The 20,118-nt window shown below is 73.5% G+C and carries 15 protein-coding genes and 1 pseudogene; 8 read left to right on the plus strand and 8 right to left on the minus strand.

From position 1 onward, the window contains the following. Positions 1–568, plus strand: a 568-nt coding sequence (locus tag ABD363_RS30635) for an Rv3235 family protein (protein WP_344609479.1), incomplete at its 5' end; no start/stop codon positions are given. A gap of 113 nt (positions 569–681) precedes the next feature. On the opposite strand, the gene secA is transcribed toward ABD363_RS30635, so the two are convergent. Continuing rightward, positions 682–3,495 carry a preprotein translocase subunit SecA gene (gene secA, locus ABD363_RS30640; protein ID WP_344609481.1) on the minus strand — a complete coding sequence of 938 codons (2,814 nt, stop codon included), beginning with the start codon at positions 3,493–3,495 and terminating at the stop codon, positions 682–684. Between the two features lie 300 nt (positions 3,496–3,795). On the opposite strand from secA, the pseudogene ABD363_RS30645 reads away from it, so the two are divergent. Then, positions 3,796–3,963: pseudogene (locus tag ABD363_RS30645) on the plus strand (GNAT family N-acetyltransferase); the annotation flags it as partial. Positions 3,964–4,016: 53 nt separating this feature from the next. Next, the gene (locus tag ABD363_RS30650; protein ID WP_344609483.1) at positions 4,017–5,219 is read left to right on the plus strand and encodes a winged helix-turn-helix domain-containing protein; all 1,203 of its coding nucleotides are present in this window, start codon (positions 4,017–4,019) and stop codon (positions 5,217–5,219) included. A 19-nt stretch (positions 5,220–5,238) separates the two neighbouring features. Here ABD363_RS30650 and ABD363_RS30655 read toward each other — a convergent pair whose 3' ends face one another. The 7 genes from ABD363_RS30655 to mtnA all read right to left on the minus strand — a co-directional run bounded on the left by ABD363_RS30655 (position 5,239) and on the right by mtnA (position 14,339). Continuing rightward, positions 5,239–5,985 carry a response regulator gene (locus ABD363_RS30655; protein WP_344609485.1) on the minus strand — a complete coding sequence of 249 codons (747 nt, stop codon included), beginning with the start codon at positions 5,983–5,985 and terminating at the stop codon, positions 5,239–5,241. A gap of 205 nt (positions 5,986–6,190) precedes the next feature. Next, a complete protein-coding gene (gene hpf, locus ABD363_RS30660; protein ID WP_344609487.1) occupies positions 6,191–6,883 on the minus strand; it encodes a ribosome hibernation-promoting factor, HPF/YfiA family in 693 nt (230 codons plus the stop codon). Between the two features lie 301 nt (positions 6,884–7,184). Further along, a complete protein-coding gene (locus ABD363_RS30665; protein ID WP_344609489.1) occupies positions 7,185–8,174 on the minus strand; it encodes a ComF family protein in 990 nt (329 codons plus the stop codon). Between the two features lie 181 nt (positions 8,175–8,355). Next, positions 8,356–10,197 (minus strand): LpqB family beta-propeller domain-containing protein, encoded by a 1,842-nt coding sequence (locus tag ABD363_RS30670; protein ID WP_344609491.1) that lies wholly within the window; start codon positions 10,195–10,197, stop codon positions 8,356–8,358. Then, on the minus strand, positions 10,187–12,238 hold the full coding sequence (gene mtrB, locus ABD363_RS30675; protein ID WP_344609493.1) for an MtrAB system histidine kinase MtrB: 2,052 nt from the start codon (positions 12,236–12,238) through the stop codon (positions 10,187–10,189). The genes ABD363_RS30670 and mtrB overlap by 11 nt, the downstream gene beginning before the upstream one ends. Before the next feature lies 1 nt (position 12,239). Beyond that, positions 12,240–12,929, minus strand: coding sequence for a two-component system response regulator MtrA (gene mtrA / locus ABD363_RS30680; protein ID WP_344609495.1), 690 nt, complete (start codon positions 12,927–12,929; stop codon positions 12,240–12,242). Positions 12,930–13,193: 264 nt separating this feature from the next. Next, positions 13,194–14,339 (minus strand): S-methyl-5-thioribose-1-phosphate isomerase, encoded by a 1,146-nt coding sequence (mtnA, locus tag ABD363_RS30685; RefSeq protein ID WP_344609497.1) that lies wholly within the window; start codon positions 14,337–14,339, stop codon positions 13,194–13,196. Positions 14,340–14,479: 140 nt separating this feature from the next. Here mtnA and ABD363_RS30690 point away from each other — a divergent pair, with 140 nt between their 5' ends. Genes ABD363_RS30690 through ABD363_RS30710 form a run of 5 tightly spaced genes read left to right on the plus strand, consistent with a single transcriptional unit; the run spans position 14,480 to position 20,048 of the window. Continuing rightward, on the plus strand, positions 14,480–15,796 hold the full coding sequence (locus tag ABD363_RS30690) for a DUF7847 domain-containing protein (RefSeq protein WP_344609499.1): 1,317 nt from the start codon (positions 14,480–14,482) through the stop codon (positions 15,794–15,796). Positions 15,797–15,800: 4 nt separating this feature from the next. Next, positions 15,801–16,559 carry a DUF4129 domain-containing protein gene (locus tag ABD363_RS30695; protein ID WP_344609501.1) on the plus strand — a complete coding sequence of 253 codons (759 nt, stop codon included), beginning with the start codon at positions 15,801–15,803 and terminating at the stop codon, positions 16,557–16,559. Beyond that, on the plus strand, positions 16,556–17,749 hold the full coding sequence (locus tag ABD363_RS30700; RefSeq protein ID WP_344609502.1) for a DUF4350 domain-containing protein: 1,194 nt from the start codon (positions 16,556–16,558) through the stop codon (positions 17,747–17,749). Before ABD363_RS30695 ends, ABD363_RS30700 begins: the two co-directional genes overlap by 4 nt. Next, positions 17,749–18,738 carry an AAA family ATPase gene (locus ABD363_RS30705; RefSeq protein WP_344609504.1) on the plus strand — a complete coding sequence of 330 codons (990 nt, stop codon included), beginning with the start codon at positions 17,749–17,751 and terminating at the stop codon, positions 18,736–18,738. The genes ABD363_RS30700 and ABD363_RS30705 overlap by 1 nt, the downstream gene beginning before the upstream one ends. Next, positions 18,738–20,048: a DUF58 domain-containing protein gene (locus ABD363_RS30710; protein ID WP_344609505.1), complete on the plus strand. Its 1,311-nt coding sequence runs from the start codon at positions 18,738–18,740 to the stop codon at positions 20,046–20,048. The genes ABD363_RS30705 and ABD363_RS30710 overlap by 1 nt, the downstream gene beginning before the upstream one ends. Positions 20,049–20,118: the final 70 nt, after the last annotated feature.

The following is a 20,118-nucleotide window of genomic DNA, read 5'->3' on the forward strand; positions in this document are numbered from 1 at the left end:
CCGCCGCGATCCGCCCCGCCCGGGCGGCGCGCCGCCCCGCACCGCCGGCGGCGGACCGACCCGCGCTCCCGGCGGCACCCCGCCCCACGCGTCCGCGGACGGCCGCCGCCCGCCCGGGTCCCCCGGCACGGCCCCGCGCACCCGTACGAGGCCCCTGGACACCCGGCCGCCCACGGCGCCCCGGAGCGGCGCCCCCGCCCCGCGCGGGACGGTCCCGCCCGGACCGCGGCCCCGGCCCACCGACGTCTTCGCCGAGCTGCTGCTCGCCGTCCTGAGCGGCCGGCGCCCCGTGCACTCGATGCTCCGCCACACGGCGGGCCGCGCCTACGACGACCTGGCCTGGCTCGCCGAACGCGGCCCCCTGCGCACCCGCGGCACCCGCCCCGTCGTCCGCGACATCGGCTACTACGTCCCGCGCCCCGGGGCCGTCGAGGCCTTCGCCCGTATCGGCGCCGGGGACCAGCTGCGCGCCATGGCCTTCCGCCTGGAGCGCGGCCAGGACCTGCGCTGGCGCTGCACGGCGGTGGAACTGGGCGGTCCGCGCCCGCCCCGCCCGCCCGCCGACTGAATCCCGCGGATCCCGGCGGATCCCGCCGGGGCGCCGCGGCGGACAGGCCGAGGGGCCGGGCACCCTCGGGTGTCCCGGCCCCTCGCCGCGCGCCGCTCCGCGGGGAGCGTCCGTCACTTCTTGCGGCGCCGCCCCTTGGCCTGCTTGCGGCGCTCCGCGCGCGTGAGACCGTCGGCCTCGCTGCGCACCGGCTCCTCGTCGGTGGTGAAGTCCCGCTCGATGGTGCCGCCCTCGCCGTCCACGGTCGGCGCGGACAGATGCAGGTTCCGCCGCTGCGGGACGTCGAGCCCCTTGGCCCGGATCTCCGGCCGCGACCCCGCCTGCGCCGGCACCGCGTCGTGCTTCTCCAGGTCGGCCACCGGCTTGGCCTCCTCGACCGGGACCTCCTCGACCTGCTGCTCGACCTGGACCTCCAGGTTGAACAGGTAGCCGACGGACTCCTCCTTGATGCCGTCCATCATGGCCTGGAACATGTCGAAGCCCTCCCGCTGGTACTCGACCAGCGGGTCCTTCTGCGCCATGGCGCGCAGGCCGATGCCCTCCTGGAGGTAGTCCATCTCGTAGAGGTGCTCGCGCCACTTGCGGTCCAGCACCGACAGCACGACCCGGCGCTCCAGCTCCCGCATGATCTCGGAGCCGAGCTGCGCCTCGCGCGCCTCGTACTGCTGGTGGATGTCGTCCTTGATGGACTCGGCGATGAACTCGGCGGTGAGCCCGGCCCGGTCGCCGGCCGCCTCCTCCAGCTCCTCGATGGTCACCTTGCACGGGTAGAGCTGCTTGAACGCGCCCCACAGCCGATCCAGGTCCCAGTCCTCGGGGAAGCCCTCGGAGGTCTCGGCCTGGACGTAGGCGTCGATGGTGTCGTCCATGAAGTGCTGGATCTGCTCGTGCAGGTCCTCGCCCTCCAGGACGCGGCGCCGCTCGCCGTAGATGACCTCGCGCTGCCGGTTGAGGACCTCGTCGTACTTCAGGACGTTCTTGCGGGTCTCGAAGTTCTGCGTCTCGACCTGCGCCTGGGCGGAGGCGATCGCGCGCGTGACCATCTTGTTCTCGATCGGCACGTCGTCGGGGACGTTCGCCATCGACATCACGCGCTCGACCATCTGGGCCTTGAACAGCCGCATCAGGTCGTCGCCGAGCGAGAGGTAGAAGCGGGACTCGCCCGGGTCGCCCTGACGGCCGGAGCGGCCGCGCAGCTGGTTGTCGATCCGCCGCGACTCGTGCCGCTCGGTGCCCAGCACGTAGAGGCCGCCGAGCTTCTCGACCTCCTCCTTCTCGGCCTTGACCGCCTCCTCGGCGCGCTTGAGCGCCTCGGGCAGGGCCGCGGCCCACTCCTCGATGTGCTCCTCGGGGTCGAGGCCGCGCTGGCGCAGCTCCGCCTCGGCGAGGTCCTCGGGGTTGCCGCCGAGCTTGATGTCCGTACCGCGGCCGGCCATGTTGGTGGCCACCGTCACGGCGCCCTTGCGGCCGGCCTGGGCGACGATCTGCGCCTCGCGCTCGTGGTGCTTGGCGTTGAGCACCTCGTGCTGGATGCCGCGCTTGCTGAGCTGCTGCGAGAGGTACTCGGACTTCTCGACGGAGGTGGTGCCGACGAGGATCGGCTGGCCCTTGCGGTGCTTCTCCTCGATGTCGTCGACGACCGCCTCGAACTTGGCGACCTCGGTGCGGTAGATCAGGTCCGAGCGGTCCTTGCGGATCATCGGCTTGTTGGTCGGGATCGGGACCACGCCGAGCTTGTAGATCTGGTGGAACTCGGCGGCCTCGGTCATCGCCGTACCGGTCATGCCGGAGAGCTTGTTGTAGAGGCGGAAGAAGTTCTGGAGGGTGATCGTGGCGAGCGTCTGGTTCTCGTCCTTGATCTCCACCCCTTCCTTCGCCTCGATCGCCTGGTGCATGCCCTCGTTGTAGCGGCGGCCGGCGAGGATACGGCCGGTGTGCTCGTCGACGATCATGACCTCGCCGTCGATGACGACGTAGTCCTTGTCGCGCTTGAAGAGCTCCTTGGCCTTGATGGCGTTGTTCAGGTAGCCCACGAGCGGGGTGTTCACCGACTCGTAGAGGTTGTCGATGCCCAGCCAGTCCTCGACCTTCTGGACGCCGGACTCGTGGATGGCGACCGTGCGCTTCTTCTCGTCGACGTCGTAGTCGCCGGTCTCCTCGATGCCCTTGAGCGGGTTGCCGGGCTCGCCGCGCTTGAGGCGCTTGACCAGCTTGGCGAAGTCGCCGTACCACTTGGTGGCCTGGTCGGCCGGGCCGGAGATGATCAGCGGCGTACGGGCCTCGTCGATGAGGATGGAGTCGACCTCGTCGACGATGGCGAAGTTGTGGCCGCGCTGGACCAGCTCCTCCTTCGACCACGCCATGTTGTCGCGCAGGTAGTCGAAGCCGAACTCGTTGTTCGTGCCGTAGGTGATGTCGCACGCGTACTGCTCACGGCGCTGGGCCGGCGTCATGCTGGCGAGGATGCAGCCGACGCTCAGCCCGAGGAACCGGTGGACGCGGCCCATCATCTCGGAGTCGCGCTCGGCCAGGTAGTCGTTGACCGTGACGATGTGGACGCCTTCGCCGGAGAGGGCGTTCAGATACGCGGGGAGCGTGCCGACCAGGGTCTTGCCCTCACCGGTCTTCATCTCGGCCACGTAGCCCATGTGCAGGGCGGCGCCGCCCATCAGCTGGACGTCGTAGTGCCGCTGGCCCAGGACGCGCTTGGCGGCCTCCCGGACGGTGGCGAACGCCTCGGGCAGCAGGTCGTCCAGGCTCTCGCCGTCGGCGTACCGCTGCTTGTACTCGTCGGTGAGGGCCCGCAGCTCGGCGTCGGAGAGGTCGACGAAGTCCTCTTCGATGGAGTTGACCTGGTCCGCGATGCGGTGCAGCTTGCGCAGGATCTTGCCTTCGCCTGCACGCATGATCTTCGAGAGGACGGACACGGGGGTTGGTCTCCTTGCCGGTCGGGCCTGGGACGGTCGGTTACCACTTGACTTACTGAGCAACGGCCATCGTATGCGAGGACCCCGCCGCGCCGGGAGGGCCCGCGGTGACGGCGACCGTCCGCTGCTGCATTTCTTTTCTCGCTCCTGCTTCACCGGGGACAACGTCCGGGCCCCTCGGATGGTGCCGCATCACCCCGGCGAATTGCGCGATGCGTGATCAATTCCTCACGCACGGTGCCGCCCCGTTCCCCGCCCCCGCCGGGTCGCCCGGCTCCCTCCCGCGCACCGCGCGCTCCCTCCCGCGCGGTGGCGGAACGCGCCGGCTTCACCCTCGAGGGCACCCTGCGCTCCGCGATCGACAACAAGGGGGTGCGGCGGGACTGCTGGGTGGGCTCCCTGCTCCCCTCGGACCTGGCCCTCCCGTCGACGACCCCGTACCTGCCGGCGCCCGCGCGACCGTCGTGACGTGTCCGCAGGCCACCACGGGCTGTCGGTGCCACCCCTTATCGTGCGGAGCCATGACGACCCTTCCGCGCCCCATCACGGAACTCTCCGCAGACGAAGCCCGCCGTGTCGTCCTGCGCGCGCAGGGCTTCCTGGGCAGTCCGAACCGCGGGGCCGGCGTCCGCGGCGTCCTCCGCCGGCTCGGCGCGGTGCAGCTCGACACCATCTCGGTCCTCGCCCGCTCCCACGAACTGGTGCCGTACGCCCGCCTCGGCGCGGTGGGCCGCAAGGCCGTGGAGGACGCCTACTGGAAGCCCCGGTCCGCCGGCGCGTCCCCGGCCCGCCCCCACGCCTTCGAGTACTGGTCCCACGCCGCCTGCATCCTGCCGATCGAGGAGTGGCCCCACTTCGCGTTCCGCCGCCGCGCCTACCGCGACCGCCCCCACTGGCACCACGAACTCCCCGACGGCGTCTACGAGCAGGTCATCAAGCAGCTCCGCGCCGAGGGCCCGCTGACGGCGACCGAGCTGGGCGGCGCCAAGAGGACCGGCGAGTGGTGGGACTGGTCCGCCACCAAGGTCGCCGTCGAGCGCGCCCTGATGTACGGCGAGGTGGTGTGCGTCGAGCGCCGCGGCTGGAAACGGGTGTACGACCTCGCCGAGCGCGCCGTCCCGGACGCCCTGCTGCACGACGAGCTGGACGACGCGGAGTGCCTGCGCCGCCTGGTCCGCCTGGCCGGCCAGGCGCTGGGCGTCGGCACGCGCGCCGACATCGCGGACTACCACCGCCTCAAGGGCGAGCAGGTCGACGCGGTGATCGCGGACTCGGGCCTGGTCCCGGTCGCGGTGGAGGGCTGGTCCAAGCCGGCCTGGGCCGACCCCGCGGCCCTGGAGACGCCTCCGCGCGGACGCCACCGCACGACGCTGCTGTCCCCCTTCGACTCCCTGGTCTGGGAGCGGGCGCGCACGGAGCGGATCTTCGGCTTCACCCACCGCCTGGAGGCCTACGTCCCCCGGCACAAGCGGGTGTACGGCTACTTCGCGATGCCGGTCCTGGCCGGCGGGCGTCTCGTCGGCCGGGTCGATCCGGCCCGCGAGGGCCGCACGCTGGTGGCCCGGCAGGTCGCGCTGGACGGTCCGAAGGCGGTTCCCGCGGTGGCCCGGGCCCTGCTGGAGGCGGCGAGCTGGGTGGACTGCGCGGATGTGCGGGTGGAGCGGGTCGACGCGCCGGAACTGCGCGAGCCGCTCACGCGGGAACTGGCCCGCCTGCCGGCATGACGCGCATACCGGTGCGGAGTCAGCGGATTTCGAGGATCTTCTCCCGCATCGCGTACACCACCGCTTCCATCCTGGAGTGCAGCTGCAGCTTCTCCAGGATGTTGCGCACGTGGTTCTTCACGGTGTTCTCGGAAATGAACAGTTCCTTGGCGATGTCCCGGTTGTTCATTCCGGTGGCGACGAGTTTGAGGACTTCCAGCTCGCGGTCCGTCAGGCGCGGCGCGGGCACGAGACGGCGCTCGTCGGTCCGCTGGATCATCGACTTGAACTCGGTGAGCAGCTTGGACGCCATGGACGGGCTGATCTGCGACTGCCCGTCGGCCACCGCCCGGATGGCGGTGGCCACCTCGTCGGTGGAGATCTCCTTGAGGAGGTAGCCGGTCGCACCCGCCTTGATCGCGTCGTAGAGGTCGGCTTCCTCGTCGCTGATCGTCAGCATGATGATCTTGGCGCTGGGGGCCACCTCCTTGATGGAGGTGCACGCCTCGATCCCGCCCCGCCTGGGCATCCGCACATCCATCAGAACGATGTCCGGCAGCAGGTCGGCGGCCTTCTCGACGGCCTCGGCGCCGTCGCCCGCCTCTCCGACGACCTGGATGTCCTCCTCGGCCGCGAGCACGATCTCCAGGCCGCGGCGGAACAGGGCGTGGTCGTCCACGACAAGGACTCTGATCGGCTCCTTGCGTGGAGTGCCCGCGTCCGGGCCCGTGCCGGCGACGCGGCCGTCGGCATCCTCGTCCCGCGCCGGTCCGAAGCTGTCCGCCATCGTTCCTCCCCCTGAAGGCTGTGGCTGTGGTCCTGAGCCATCGCCAACGCAAGGCAACGACCCACCCGTTGGGCCGTTGCGGCCATGATTTCATGCCCGGGTGACACCGGGGCGACCGAGCGGGACGCCGAGTGGTCGCACGCCGGTGCCCCTGGGGGCGCACACGCGCTCCAGGGGCACCGGTCGAGCTGTCACCCCGCGCGGGTCAGCCGCCGAGCGCGCCGCCCGCCTCGGGGGAGTGCGCCTGGGTGACCATCGTGTCCGTCCTGAGGTGGATCACGCCGTAGTCGTAGGCGTGCCGCCGGTAGACGACGCTGGGTTCCTTGGTCTCGGAGTCGATGAACAGGTAGAAGTCGTGCCCGACCAGCTCCATCTCGTAGAGCGCCTGGTCGAGGGTCATGGGGGCGGCGACGTGGGTTTTCTCGCGGACGACGAGGGGGCCCTCGCCCTGTACTTCCAGCGAGCCGATCTTCTTGGTGGGCACGGCCTCCGGCTCCTGCTGGGGAGCCGCCGCCCCGTTTCCGTCGAGCGTCGCCGCGTCCGGGACGTGGTCGGCGACCTCCGCGGCCGGGATCCGGCGCGCGCCACGGCGCGAGAACCGCTTGTCGTGTTGCTTGCGCAGCCGGGCGCCCAGCTTCTCCGCCGCCAGGTCGAGCGCCGCGTACGGATCGCTCGCCGCCGCCTCCGCCCGGATCACCGGACCGCGGGAGCGGAGCGTGATCTCCACTCGGTCGCAGCGGTCGGCCTGTCGGGGGTTGGGCTCCTTGGACACCTCGACGTCGAGGCTGATCACCTTGCCATCGAGCTTCTGGATCTTCTCCAGCTTCAGCTTCTCGGCCACGTGCTTCCGGAACCGCTCGGGCACCTCGGTCTTGCGGCCCTTGACGACGATGTCCACGCAGAACTCCGTTCCCGGATCGCTCCGCATCGGTGGCGGAGCATCTCCCTTTTCGCACCAGGTTCCGGCGAGCCCGGAACCTCGGACTCGGTGACGTCCACCTCCTCCCCCATGGGCGGGATCTCCACTCCACCGGCACGGGTGATTATGAAAAAACCCGCAGCGCGGCATTCCGATCAGAGGGGCGTGGCCTGCGGCTTTCCCTCACAACCGAACATATCTCGCCCGGACGGATGTCGTCACCCTCTCCTGCGGCATACCTCCGTTCAGGTGTTTTGGTTCTCTCAATGCCTGCAACGATTCAAGATCTCAGCCGGTTCCGGTTTATTTCGAAGGAATCCGGTGACGCCGCGACCACGGCCGCGCAGATCACGTCGAAGTCGTCCCCGGTCTCCTTTCGGATCTCGTCGCGGGTCTCGCCAGGGATCTCGTCACGGATCATGTCCCCGTTTCCGCTCGCCGTCGTCCCCGGACCGGCGGGCCACCGGCCGGTGACCGCTTTTGCCGCTCCGGCTCTCCGTTCCCCTCCGACTTCCCGTCCCGGACCCATGTACACGGCCGCCGCCGCTGTTCCGTACGTGTCCGGCCCCGTGCTCCGGTCATACGGGGCCGCGCCCGCCGCCGTCGCCGCCCGTACCGCCCGGGCCGCCTCCGCCAGGGACGCGCCCGTCGTCATCAGGTCGTCGACGAGCACGACCGGGCCGGCGGCGAGCAGGCGGGCACCACCGGGGGCCACCGCCAGGGCGCCCGCCAGATTGGCCAGCCGCTGCCGGAAGCCGAGCCCCGCCTGATCGGCCACCGCACGCCGCTGCCGCAGCACGGCGGTCACCCGGGCGGCCGTCCCGGTCCGCCGCAGCTCACCCGCCGCCGCGAGCGCGATCCGCCGCGCCGGATCGTGTCCCCGGGCCCGCACCACCGCACGCGCGGACGGAACGGGCACGAGCAGCACCGGCGCACCGGCGCCCCCGGACGCCGTACCGCCGCCCCGCGCGCGGGCCTCGCCCAGCCCGGCCCGCACCGCTCCCGCCAGAGCCGCGCCGAGCGGCCCCGCGAGCGGCAGCGCGCCCCGTTCCTTGTGGGCCAGAAGCACGGCCCGCACCTCGTCCGCGTACCGGGCCGCCGCGTGCACCGCCGGCAGTCCGGGCGGTTCCGGCACCGGCCGCACCCGGCGCGGCGCGGCCCCGCTCAGGGCCGCACGGCACTGCGGGCAGAGCACCGTACGAGGCGCCCCGCAGCCGCCGCACTCGGCCGGCAGCACCAGGTCCGTGAGATCCCGCCACCACTCCCGCATGGCCACCACTGTGCCGACGCCCGCCCCCACCGGCCACCCCTGTGGAAAACCCCCTGTGGACGACCGCCCCGCACCCTCGGGAACGGCGGCGGCCCCCCGCCCGGAAGGACCCCGCGGCCCCGGAACGGAGGCGGCCGCTTCCGCCGGGGACCCGGCGGAAGCGGCCGCCTCCGTCGGCGCCTCACCCCGGATAGACCGGCGCCGTGCCCTCCGTGACCTTCTGCCACTGCGTCCCGGACGGCAGCCGGACGATGCCGTCGTCCGAGTGGGCGACCATCGGCACCCGGTCGTCCTCGGACGCGGCGATCTCCTTCACCCCGGTCAGGGCGGCCGGCGCCGGGGCCTCCGGCACGGAGCCGTCGACCTGGACGTAGCGCAGCTGCTGCACGCCCCCGTGCTCGCGCCCGACCACCACCAGCCGGCTGTCACCGGCCCAGGCCATGGCCGTGACCTCCTCCAGCCCGGGCGTGGCGGCGCGCAGTTCGCGCACGGTGACCGCCGGCCGCCCGCCGCTCCCGCGCTCCCGTTCGATCCGCCCGACGAACAGGGAGCCCTTGCCGTCCTTCTCCACGACGAGCGCGATCCGCACCCCGTCGGCGGCCACCCGTACGGCCTGGACACGTCCGTCCAGGCCCGGGGTCCCGGCCTCCACCGGCTCGCCGTCGCCGCCCGGCAGCAGGAGCAGCCGCGGGTCGTCGGGGTCGCGGTCGGCCACCCACAGGTCGCCCCGCGCGTCCCAGCTGGGCGGCGTCAGCCGGTCCTGCTCCGTGCCGCCTTCGCTGACCAGGACGGGTTCGCCGAGCGAACCGCCGGCCGCCAGCGACCCGACGTACAGCGCCCCGCCGTCGAGGGCGACACCGGCCGCGGCGTGCTCGTCGCGGGAGACCGCCACCGACCTGAGCGGCCTCTCGCCCTCGCCCAGCGCCCCCGGCACCGGTTCCGGCCTGGTGGCGGGGCTGCCCGCCGGGATCCGCACCAGGCGGTGGTCGCCGTCGAGGAAGTACAGGTTGTCGGGGTGCTGCGCCGCTCCGTGGGTCGCGACGGCCCCGGCCCGCTCCTCGGCGAGCGAGCACAGCTGCTCGTCGCCCGCGAGCAGCTCGACCTCGTCCACGGCCGGCGTGAGGTTCCGCAGCGTGAACAGCAGCTGGGCCGCCATCTCGTCGCACGTGTCCGGGCCGACCCGGGCGGCCTTCGCGTCGAGCGGGACGGTCAGCTTGTTCCGGTCGTCGGGCGTCAGCGCGGTGACGCCCTTCCGCAGCCCCGTGCCGGTGGGGAAGCTCGACCTGACCACGGGCCGGAGCAGGCTGGTGGGTCCGTTGAGGACGGAGCGCACCACCTGGGTCATGGGGTCGACGCGCTCGCGCACGTAGACCGGGTCGGCGACGAGCGCGGGCTGAGCGCCCGCGCCGGTCCGCGGGTCCGCGGCGGCGTTCGACGCGAAGTAGTACTTGTTGACGGACATGTAGTTGCGCTGGAAGTCCGACTTGCCCATGACGATGCCGCGCGGCGGCACGTCGATGCGCCACTGCCCGCTCTCCTTGTCCCGCCTGAGGTGCACCGGCTGGCTGTACGGTCCGTCGGCGGGCGTGTACGCCTGCTGGGCGTCCACCGTGGCGACCCTGGTGCCGGTCAGGGTGAGCGAGTAGTCGTCGATCTCGTCCCGGTTCCCCATGTGGTCGGGTTCGGTGCCCGGCCCGTCGGCGAGCACGGTGATGGACAGCTCCGGCCGCCACGTCCGCGCGGCCTCGGGGGTGAGGTACTTGCGGGCCGTCTCGTAGTGCGGATCGTCGCTGGTCAGCGCCTCCAGGAAGCCCTGCACGATGTCCGGGGCCGAGGCGTCCTCCGGCGGCGGCATGGCGAACACCCGTACCTGCGTGTCCTGGCGGGGCGTGGACTCCACGCCCCGCAGATCCCCGCTGTCGGGCATCGAGGCGCACCCCGCCAGCAGGACGACGCCCGAGACGGCGTACGCCGCCGCGCGCACCGGCCCCCGCCGGACGCCCCCCTCGCGGTCAGCGCCCACGAAATGCCTCCCCTTGCCTGTCCGAGTCCTCCGGCCCCGTGTCCGTACGGGTCCCCTGCGTGTCGTCCTGCCGCCGGGCGCCGGAGACGGGGCGGGGCACCACGCGCGCGCCGTTGCCGGGCAGGGCCGTCGGGTCGGCCGCGGGGGCCACGGCGGCCGGCCGCGGCCCGATCGGGTCGCGGGCCGGCCGCGGCGGCGCGGCCTGCCCGGCCGACTGCTGCGCCGGCACGCTGACGGCCCTGTCGCCGCCGGACGAGGCACCGGCGCCGTCCGGTCCGCGGTTGCGGCGCGAGTCCTTGGGCTCCAGCGGTATCGGGGAGCCCCGCAGCGGCTCGTCCGCGGTCCGCGGCAGCGTCAGCCGGAACTGCGAGCCGCCGCCCGGCTCGCCCCACGCCTGCAGCCAGCCGCCGTGCAGCCGCGCGTCCTCCAGGGCGATCGACAGCCCGAGGCCGGTGCCGCCGGTGGTGCGCGCGCGTGCCGGGTCGGCCCGCCAGAAGCGGTTGAAGACCCGCGTCGCCTCGCCGGGCTTGAGCCCGACCCCGTAGTCGCGCACCGCGACCGCGACGGCGCCGCCGGCCGCGGCGAGCTTGACGACGACGTCCCGGCCCTCGCCGTGCTCGACGGCGTTGACGACGAGGTTGCGCAGGATGCGCTCCACGCGCCGGGCGTCGGCCTCGGCGACGACGGGCTGCTGGTCGCCCACGATCCGTATCCGGCTGCCCTTGCGCTCGGCGAGCGGCTCGGCGCCGTCGACGACCCGCCGGACGACGTCCCGCAGGTCCACCGGCTCCGCCTCCAGCGCCGCCGCGCCCGCGTCGAAGCGGCTGATCTCCAGCAGGTCGGCGAGCAGTGACTCGAACCGGTCCAGCTGGTCGGCGAGCAGTTCCGCCGACCGCGCGGTCACCGGGTCGAAGTCCTCCCGCGCCTCGTGAATCACGTCGGCGGCCATCCGCACGGTCGTCAGCGGCGTCCGCAGCTCGTGCGACACGTCCGAGACGAACCGCCGCTGCATGCGCGACAGGTCCTCCAGCTGGTTGATCTTCCCCTGCAGGTTCTGCGCCATCTTGTTGAAGGCCTCGCCGAGCCGCGCGATGTCGTCCTCGCCGGTGACCTTCATCCGCTCCTGCAGCCGCCCGGCGGACAGCCGCTCGGCGATGCCGGCCGCCATCCGCACGGGCGTGACGACCTGCCGCACCACCAGCCAGGCGATGGCCCCGAGGAGGACGACGACGAAGAGGCCGGCCGTCGCCAGCGTCCCCTTGACCAGGCTGAGCGACTTCTCCTCCTGCGTCAGCGGGAAGAGGTAGTACAGCTGATAGGGCTCGCCGTTCGGGTCGTTGACCCGCTTGCCGATGACCAGGGCCGGCTGGGACTCCTTGTCGGAGCTGTAGACGATGCGGGTGTAGCTCTGGGCGGCGGCCGTGCTGCTGTCGACCCGCTCGCGCAGGTCCTCGGGCACGCTGGCCGACGGGTCCACGTAGCCGGAGGCGCGCGGGCCGCGCCCGCCGCCGCTGTCGTCGCCCGCGGGCAGCGTGACCACGTCGAACGCGCCCTGGCCGCCGCTGGACAGCGACTCCACCAGATCGCTCATCCACTGGATGACGTTCTGCGGCGGACGGCCGTCCACCGCCGCGCCGTCGTCACCGCTGCCGTCGGCCGCCTCGTCGGCCCTCTGCCGGGCCACCGCGAACCCGCCGGTGGCCTGGCTCTGCGAGGCCTTCACCTTGGCGTCCAGCAGGCCGTTGCGGACCTGCCCGATGACGACGAAGCCCAGCAGCAGCACGACGCCCAGCGACATCAGCAGGGTCGTGGCGACGACCCTGAGCTGGATGTTGCGCCGCCACAGCCGCATCACGGGCAGCAGCGGCCGGCGTATCCAGCGCATGAGCAGCCGGACCACCGGGCTGCCCTGGACCCCGCCCTGCAGCAGCCCGCTCTCCAGGAGCCGGCCCCAGCGGGAGCCCGCCGCCTTCCGGCCGACAGGCCGCCCCCCGCGGGCCCCGGACCGGCCGGGAGCCGAAGCGGCACTGTCCCCGGACATGTCAGCTCGGCCCGGCCTTGTAACCGACACCGCGGACGGTCACCACGATCTCCGGCTTCTCCGGGTCCTTCTCGACCTTGGACCGCAGCCGCTGCACGTGCACGTTGACCAGCCGGGTGTCCGCCGCGTGCCGGTAGCCCCACACCTGCTCGAGGAGCACCTCGCGCGTGAACACCTGCCACGGCTTGCGGGCCAGCGCCACCAGCAGGTCGAACTCCAGCGGCGTCAGCGCGATCGGCTGCCCGTCCCGCTTCACGGAGTGACCGGCCACGTCGATGACCAGGTCACCGATGGCCAGCTGCTCCGGCGCCGGCTCCTCCGACCTGCGCAGGCGCGCCCGGATCCGGGCCACCAGCTCCTTGGGCTTGAACGGCTTCACGATGTAGTCGTCGGCGCCCGACTCCAGGCCCACGACGACGTCGACGGTGTCGCTCTTGGCCGTCAGCATCACGATCGGCACCCCGGACTCCGCCCTGATCAGGCGGCAGACCTCGATGCCGTCCCGCCCGGGCAGCATCAGGTCCAGCAGCACCAGATCGGGCTTGGTCTCCCGGAAGGCGGCCAGCGCCTTGTCGCCGTCGGCTACGAAAGACGGCTCGAAACCCTCACCACGCAGCACGATGCCGAGCATCTCGGCCAGTGCGGTGTCGTCGTCGACGACAAGGACTCGTCCCTTCATAAACGACATCATCCCATTCTCATAACGGCGGCGAAGGCGCTGGTGAGGTAGCTCACTGGCCAGTGACGATAGTCGTACGGGGCCGTCACTGTCTGCCCTCGCCCGCCGCGGCATCACGGCCGGGACGACCGTCGGCCCCGCCGCGCCGGCACGCGCACCCGCGGCCGGACTCCGCGCACGGCCGCCGCCCCGTCCGCCCCGTCCGCCCCGGCGCAGCGGACGGCCCCTCCCCGCACCACGCGGCCGAAGGGGCCGTCCCCGCCGGTCAGCCGGGCGTCACCCGCCGTCCGCGGCCCGGCGCGCCCGGCCGCACACCTGCGCCAGCGCCTCGGCCGTCACCGGCGAGACCACGCCCTCCTCGGTGACGATCGCCGTCACCAGCTCGGGCGGTGTCACGTCGAACGCCGGGTTGTACGCCTGCGTCCCCAGCGGCGCCACCGGGACCCCGCCGCCCGCTCCCGTCACCGGCACCTGAGGCACCGTGACCTCGGTCACCTCGTACCCGGGGCGCTGCTCGACCTCGACGGACGCCCCGTCCGGCGTGTCCGGGTCCACCGTCGTCACCGGCGCCACCACGATGAACGGCACATGGTGATACCGCGCCAGCACCGCCAGCGGATAGCTCCCCACCTTGTTCGCCACCGACCCGTCGGCCGCGATCCGGTCCGCGCCGACGAGCACCGCGTCCACCTCCCCGGCCGCGAACAGCGAACCCGCCGCGTTGTCGGTCAGCAAGGTGTACGCCATGCCGCTGCGGGCCGCCTCGTACGCCGTCAGGCGGGAGCCCTGCAGCAGCGGGCGCGTCTCGTCCACCCACAACCGCCTGAGCCGTCCCGCGCGGTGCGCCGCGAGCGCCACGGCGAACGCCGTGCCCTCGCCGCCGGACACCAGCGATCCGGTGTTGCAGTGCGTGAGGATGCGGTGTCCGCCGCCGGGCAGCAGCTCGTCCAGCAGCGCCAGGCCGTGTTCGGCCATCCGGGCGCTGGCCGCGGCGTCCTCCCGGTGCAGCGCCCGCGCCGCGGCCAGCGCGGCGTCGGCCGCCTGCCGGGGGTCGCCGGTCCTGGCCAGCGCGGCCTGGTGGGCGGCCTGGGCCCTGCGGACGCCGAGGGCGAGGTTCACCGCGGTGGGCCGGGCGCCCGCCAGCGCGTTCGCCGCCTCCTCCACCTCGAAGCCCCGCACGGCGGCGAGCGCGACGCCGTACGCCCCCGCGATGCCGAGCAGCGGCGCCCCGCGCACGGCGAGCGAGCGGATCGCCTCCACCAGCGCGGATGCGTCCGTGCACACCAGCTCGACCTCCTCGGCCGGGAGTCTGGTCTGGTCGAGAAGGACCAGCACCGGACCTTCGGGGGGCTCTTCCCAACGGATCGCGGGGATCTCGGTCGGCCGCTTGTGCTCGCCGGATTGCGCGTACTGATCAGCCATGCGGCCAGTCTGCCCCTTTTCCGGCGGACAATTGAAGGTGCGCAGCCCGTACCGCGGCCGGTCCTTCGAGGACCACCCCATGGCACGATGGCTGCCAACCTGCCGCCGCGACCGCGGACGGGCACCGTGAAGGAGCGACGATGAACGACACTCCGGGCTGGGCCTCGCCCGGATCCGCCCCCTCGGACGGGCAGGGCACCGGCGCGTCCGGTCCCGCCGGGCCCGTGGACCGCCCCGACCCCGCACAGCCCGCGGACCAGACCGGCCCGGAGCCGGCGGACCCCGGCCCGAAGTGGTCCGAGGAACAGCCGCCACCGGCCCAGTGGTCCGCGCCGGCCGGTCCTCCGCCGCCGGGCCGGACCCCGCCGCCTCCACCGCCCGGCCCCGGCGGCTGGGGTGCTCCGCCCCCGGGAGCCCCCGGCGGCGGATACGGCGGTCACGGCGGCTGGGGAGCCGGCTGGGGCGGCCCTCCGCCCGCGGCCAAGCCCGGCGTGATCCCGCTCCGCCCGCTCGGCGTGGGCGAGATCCTCGACGGCGCGGTCTCCACCATGCGCGCCCACTGGCGCACGGTCCTGGGCATCTCGCTGACCGTCGCGGTCCTCACCCAGATCGTCGTCGTCCTGCTCCGGGGCTTCGTCCTGGACGACACCAGCACCGCCGCCCTCAGCGATCCGAGCGCCACCCTGAGCGAGCTGAGCCGCGCCATGGGCGACGCCATGCTCAGCTCCGCGGTCGTCTCCCTGGTCGCCCTGATCGGCACCGTCGTGGCGACCGCGCTGCTGACGACCGTCACCAGCCGCGCGGTGCTCGGCAAGCCGGTCACCACCGGCGAGGCCTGGCGGGACGCCCGCCCGCAGGTGCCGAAGCTGTTCGGCCTGATCTTCCTGCTGCTGCTCATCGCCTTCGGCGTCATCGGCGCCGGCTCGCTGCCCGGCATCCTGGTGGCGTTCGCGGGAGGCGGCGAGGCGGGTGTCGCGCTCGCCGTCCTCGGCAGTCTCGGCGCCGCCGTCGTCGCGCTGTGGCTCATGATCCGCTTCTCGCTGTCCTCGCCCGCGCTGATGCTGGAGAAGCAGGGCATCACCAAGGCGATGGGCCGCTCCGCGAAGCTGGTGCGCGGCTCCTGGTGGCGGGTCTTCGGCATACAGCTGCTCGCCATGATCATCGCGAACGTCCTCGCGTCGATCATCGTCATCCCCTTCACCCTCCTCGCCGCGGCCCTCAGCGGCGACGGCATGGCCGGCTTCCTCGACGGCAGCGGCGACCTCGGCTGGGCGTTCCTCGTCGTCAGCGGGATCGGCTCGGTGATCGGCTCCATGATCACCTTCCCGGTCTCGGCGGGCGTGACCGTGCTGCTCTACATCGACCAGCGCATCCGCCGCGAGGCCCTCGACCTCGAACTGGCCCGCGCCGCCGGAGTCCAGGGCTACGGCGTCCCCGGCGCCACCCCGGGGAGCTGATGCCGTGAGCGCGGCGGGGGGAGTGCTCGGCGCGGTGCCGGCGATACCGCAGGCCGCCGGCACCGCGATACGCACGCTGCTGCGTCCCGGCGACGAACCGCCGGTGACGGTCCCGCGCGATCCCGCGCGGGAGGCGGCGCGGCGCGAGCTGTCCAAGCGGATGTACCACGAGAACGACCCCAGCCTGTTCCAGCGCGCCCTGAACGCCTTCTGGGACTGGGTCGACCGGCTGTTCGACGCGGCCTCCACCGCGGCCCCCGGCGGCACACTCGGCCTGGTCGTCGTCGTCCTGGTCGCCGTCGCCGCCCTGGCCGCCCTGTGGTGGCGCCTCGGCACTCCGCGCCGCCGGCCCGCCTCCTCCGCCGCCCTGTTCGACGACCGCCCCCGCAGCGCCGCCGAACACCGCGCGGCCGCCGAGGCGCACGCCGCCCGGGGCCACTGGAACCAGGCTGTCCAGGAACGCATGCGGGCCGTCGTCCGCGCCTTGGAGGAACGCGCCCTCCTCGACGTCCGCCCCGGCCGCACCGCCGACGAGGCCGCCGCGGAAGCCGGCCGCACCCTGCCCTCCCACCACGACCGGCTCCACGCCGCCGCCCGGGCCTTCGACGACGTGACGTACGGCGGCCGGACGGCGACCGAGCAGGCGTACCACCGCATCGCCGGTCTCGACCGCGACCTGCAACGCACCAAGCCGCACCTCGTGAGCAGCGGCAGCGCCGCCGGCACGGCGGCCCACCGCGCCCACCGGGGAGCCGCCGAATGACCACCGAGGGCACGCTCCCCGTCACCTCGGCCTCGCCCACCGCCCGCCAGGTCTGGACCCGCGCGCGCGGTGTCGCCCTCGCCCTCGTGCTCCTTCTGGCGGGGGCCGTCGCGATCGCCGTGATCCGCTCCGACGCCCGGCACGGCGAGCTCGACCCGCGCTCCGCCGACCCCTACGGCAGCCGCGCCGTCGCCGAACTCCTCGCCGACCGGGGCGTCGCCACCCGCGTGGTCACCACCCTGGCCGCGGCCCGCGCCGCGGCCGGCCCGGACACCACCCTCCTGGTCGCCGCCCCCGACATCCTGACGCCGCGCCAGCAGACCGGGCTGTACACCGCGACCGCCGCCTCCCGCGGCCGCACCGTGCTGGTCGCCCCCGGCAGCCCTTCCGTCGAGCGGCTCGCCCCCGGCGTCACCGCGGACCCCGCCACCAGCCTCGACTCGACGCTGTCCCCCGACTGCGACCTGCCCGCCGCCCGGCGCGCCGGAACCGCCGACACGGGCGGCGTGCGCTACACCACCACCCGTCTCGACGCCACCGCGTGCTACCCCAGCGCGCGGCTGGCCACCCTGCTGCACATCCCGGAGGCCTCCGGGGGCGACACCGTCGTCCTCGGCGCGCCCGACATCCTCCTCAACGACCGCCTCGACGAGCAGGGCAACGCCTCGCTCGCCCTCCAGCTCCTCGGCTCCCGCCCCCATGTGGTCTGGTACCTCCCCTCGCTCTCCGACGCGGCGGCGATCGACCCCGACGACCAGCGCGACTTCTTCGACCTCGTCCCCTCGGGCTGGCTCTGGGGCACGCTGCAGCTCTTCATCGCCGCGGCCCTGGCCGCCCTGTGGCGGGCCCGCCGGCTCGGCCCCCTCGTGCCCGAGAGACTCCCCGTGGCGATCCGTGCCTCCGAAACCGTCGAAGGCCGCGCCCGCCTCTACCGCAGGGCGAACGCCCGCGACCGCGCGGCCGCCGCTCTCCGCTCCGCCACCCGCACCCGTCTCGCCCCCCTCGTAGGCGTCCCCGTCGCCCAGGCGCACGCGCCCGAGATCCTGCTCCCCGCGCTGTCCGCCCACCTCCACGGCGACGGGCAGTCCCTGCAGCCCCTCCTTTTCGGGCCGCCGCCCAGCGACGACACGGCCCTGATCTCCCTCGCCGACCGACTCGACGCCCTCGAAAGAGAGGTACGCCGTCCATGATGGACCCGACCACTGACAACGCCGGGCGGACCGGGGACCCGGGCGACGCCCGAGCCGCCCTGGAGACCCTGCGCGCCGAGATCGCCAAGGCCGTGGTCGGCCAGGACCCCGCCGTGACCGGACTCGTCGTCGCGCTCCTGTGCCGCGGCCACGTCCTCCTCGAAGGCGTTCCCGGCGTCGCCAAGACCCTGCTCGTCCGCGCCCTGGCCGCCGCCCTCGACGTCGGCACCAAGCGTGTCCAGTTCACCCCCGACCTGATGCCGAGCGACGTGACGGGCTCCTTGGTCTACGACGCCCGCACCGCCGAATTCTCCTTCCAGCCCGGCCCCGTCTTCACCAACCTCCTCCTCGCGGACGAGATCAACCGCACCCCGCCGAAGACCCAGGCGTCCCTCCTCGAGGCCATGGAGGAACGCCAGGTCACGGTCGACGGCACTCCCCGCCCCCTCCCCGAGCCGTTCCTCGTCGCCGCCACGCAGAACCCCGTCGAGTACGAGGGCACGTACCCTCTCCCCGAAGCCCAGCTGGATCGTTTCCTCCTCAAACTCACGATCCCGCTGCCCTCCCGCCAGGACGAGATCGACGTCCTGACCCGCCACGCCGAGGGGTTCAACCCGCGTGACCTGCACGCCGCCGGCGTACGCCCCGTGGCGGGCCCGGCCGATCTGGAGGCGGCCCGCGCGGCGGTGGCCAGGACCACCGTCTCTCCGGAGATCACCGCCTACGTCGTCGACATCTGCCGGGCCACCCGCGAGTCCCCGTCCCTCACCCTCGGCGTCTCCCCCCGCGGTGCCACGGCCCTGCTGGCCACCTCCCGCGCGTGGGCATGGCTCACGGGCCGCGACTACGTCATTCCCGACGACGTCAAGGCACTGGCCCTGCCCACCCTCCGCCACCGGGTGCAACTCCGCCCGGAGGCGGAGATGGAGGGCGTGACGGCCGACTCCGTCATCAACGCGATCCTCGCCCACGTACCCGTTCCCCGCTGATGGCAGTCACCGGACGCGCCGCGCTCCTCGCGGCCCTGGGCACCCTCCCCGTCGGCATCTGGGACCCCAGCTGGACGGGCGTTCTCGCGGTCAACGCTCCCCTGGCAGTGGCCTGCGCCTGCGACTTCGCCCTGGCCGCCCCCGTGCGCCGTCTGCGCCTCTCGCGCTCCGGCGACACCTCCGTGCGCCTGGGCGACACCGCCGACGTCACTCTGACGGTCACCAATCCGTCCCGCCGCCCGCTCCGTGCCCGTCTCCGCGACGCCTGGCCCCCCAGCGCCTGGCAGCCCGGCACGGAGACGGCGGCCTCCCGCCACCGTCTGACGATCCCGCCCGGCGAGCGCCGCCGCCTCACCACCCGTCTGCGTCCCACCCGCCGCGGCGACCGCCAGGCGGACCGCGTGACGATCCGCTCCTACGGTCCTCTCGGCCTGTCCGCCCGTCAGGGCACCCACAGGGTTCCCTGGACGGTACGCGTCCTGCCTCCTTTCACCAGCCGCAAGCACCTGCCCGCGAAGCTGGCCCGCCTCCGTGAACTGGACGGCCGCACCAGTGTGCTGACGCGCGGCGAGGGCACGGAGTTCGACAGTCTGCGGGAGTACGTTCCCGGTGACGACACCCGTTCCATCGACTGGCGTGCCACGGCCCGCCAGTCCGCGGTCGCCGTACGCACCTGGCGTCCGGAACGCGACCGTCACATTCTTGTCGTCCTCGACACGGGCCGCACCTCGGCCGGCCGCGTCGGCGACGTCCCCCGCCTCGACGCCGCCATGGACGCGGCCCTGCTCCTGGCGGCCCTCGCCTCCCGCGCCGGCGACCGCGTGGACCTGCTCGCCTACGACCGCCGAGTGCGCGCCCTGGTCCAGGGCCGCACGGCAGGCGACGTCCTTTCGTCCCTGGTCGGCGCGATGGCGACGCTGGAACCCGAACTCGTCGAGACGGACGCCCGCGGCCTCACCGCCGCGGCGCTCCGTACGGCCCCCCGCCGTTCCCTGATCGTGCTGCTCACGACTCTCGACGCCGCTCCCGTCGAGGAGGGTCTGCTGCCCGTCCTGCCCCAGCTCACCAAACGCCACACGGTTCTGCTGGCGTCCGTGGCGGACCCGCACATCGCCCAGATGGCCAAGGCCCGCGGCAGTACGGAAGCGGTGTACGAGGCCGCTGCCGCCGCACAGGCCCAGGCCGAGCGTCACCGCACCGCAGAACAACTCCGCCGCCACGGCGTCACGGTCGTCGACGCAGTACCGGACGAGATCGCTCCGGCACTGTCCGACGCATATCTGGCGCTGAAAGCAGCGGGTCGGCTGTGAAAGGGCGGGCCTTCCGGCCCTGCCTTTTCACGCCAAATGCAGAAAGCCCCGCACCGGAAGGTGCGGGGCT

Origin of the sequence: Streptomyces glaucus, from assembly GCF_039533365.1 — a bacterium.
In the GTDB taxonomy this organism is placed as follows: Bacteria; Actinomycetota; Actinomycetes; order Streptomycetales; family Streptomycetaceae; genus Streptomyces; species Streptomyces glaucus.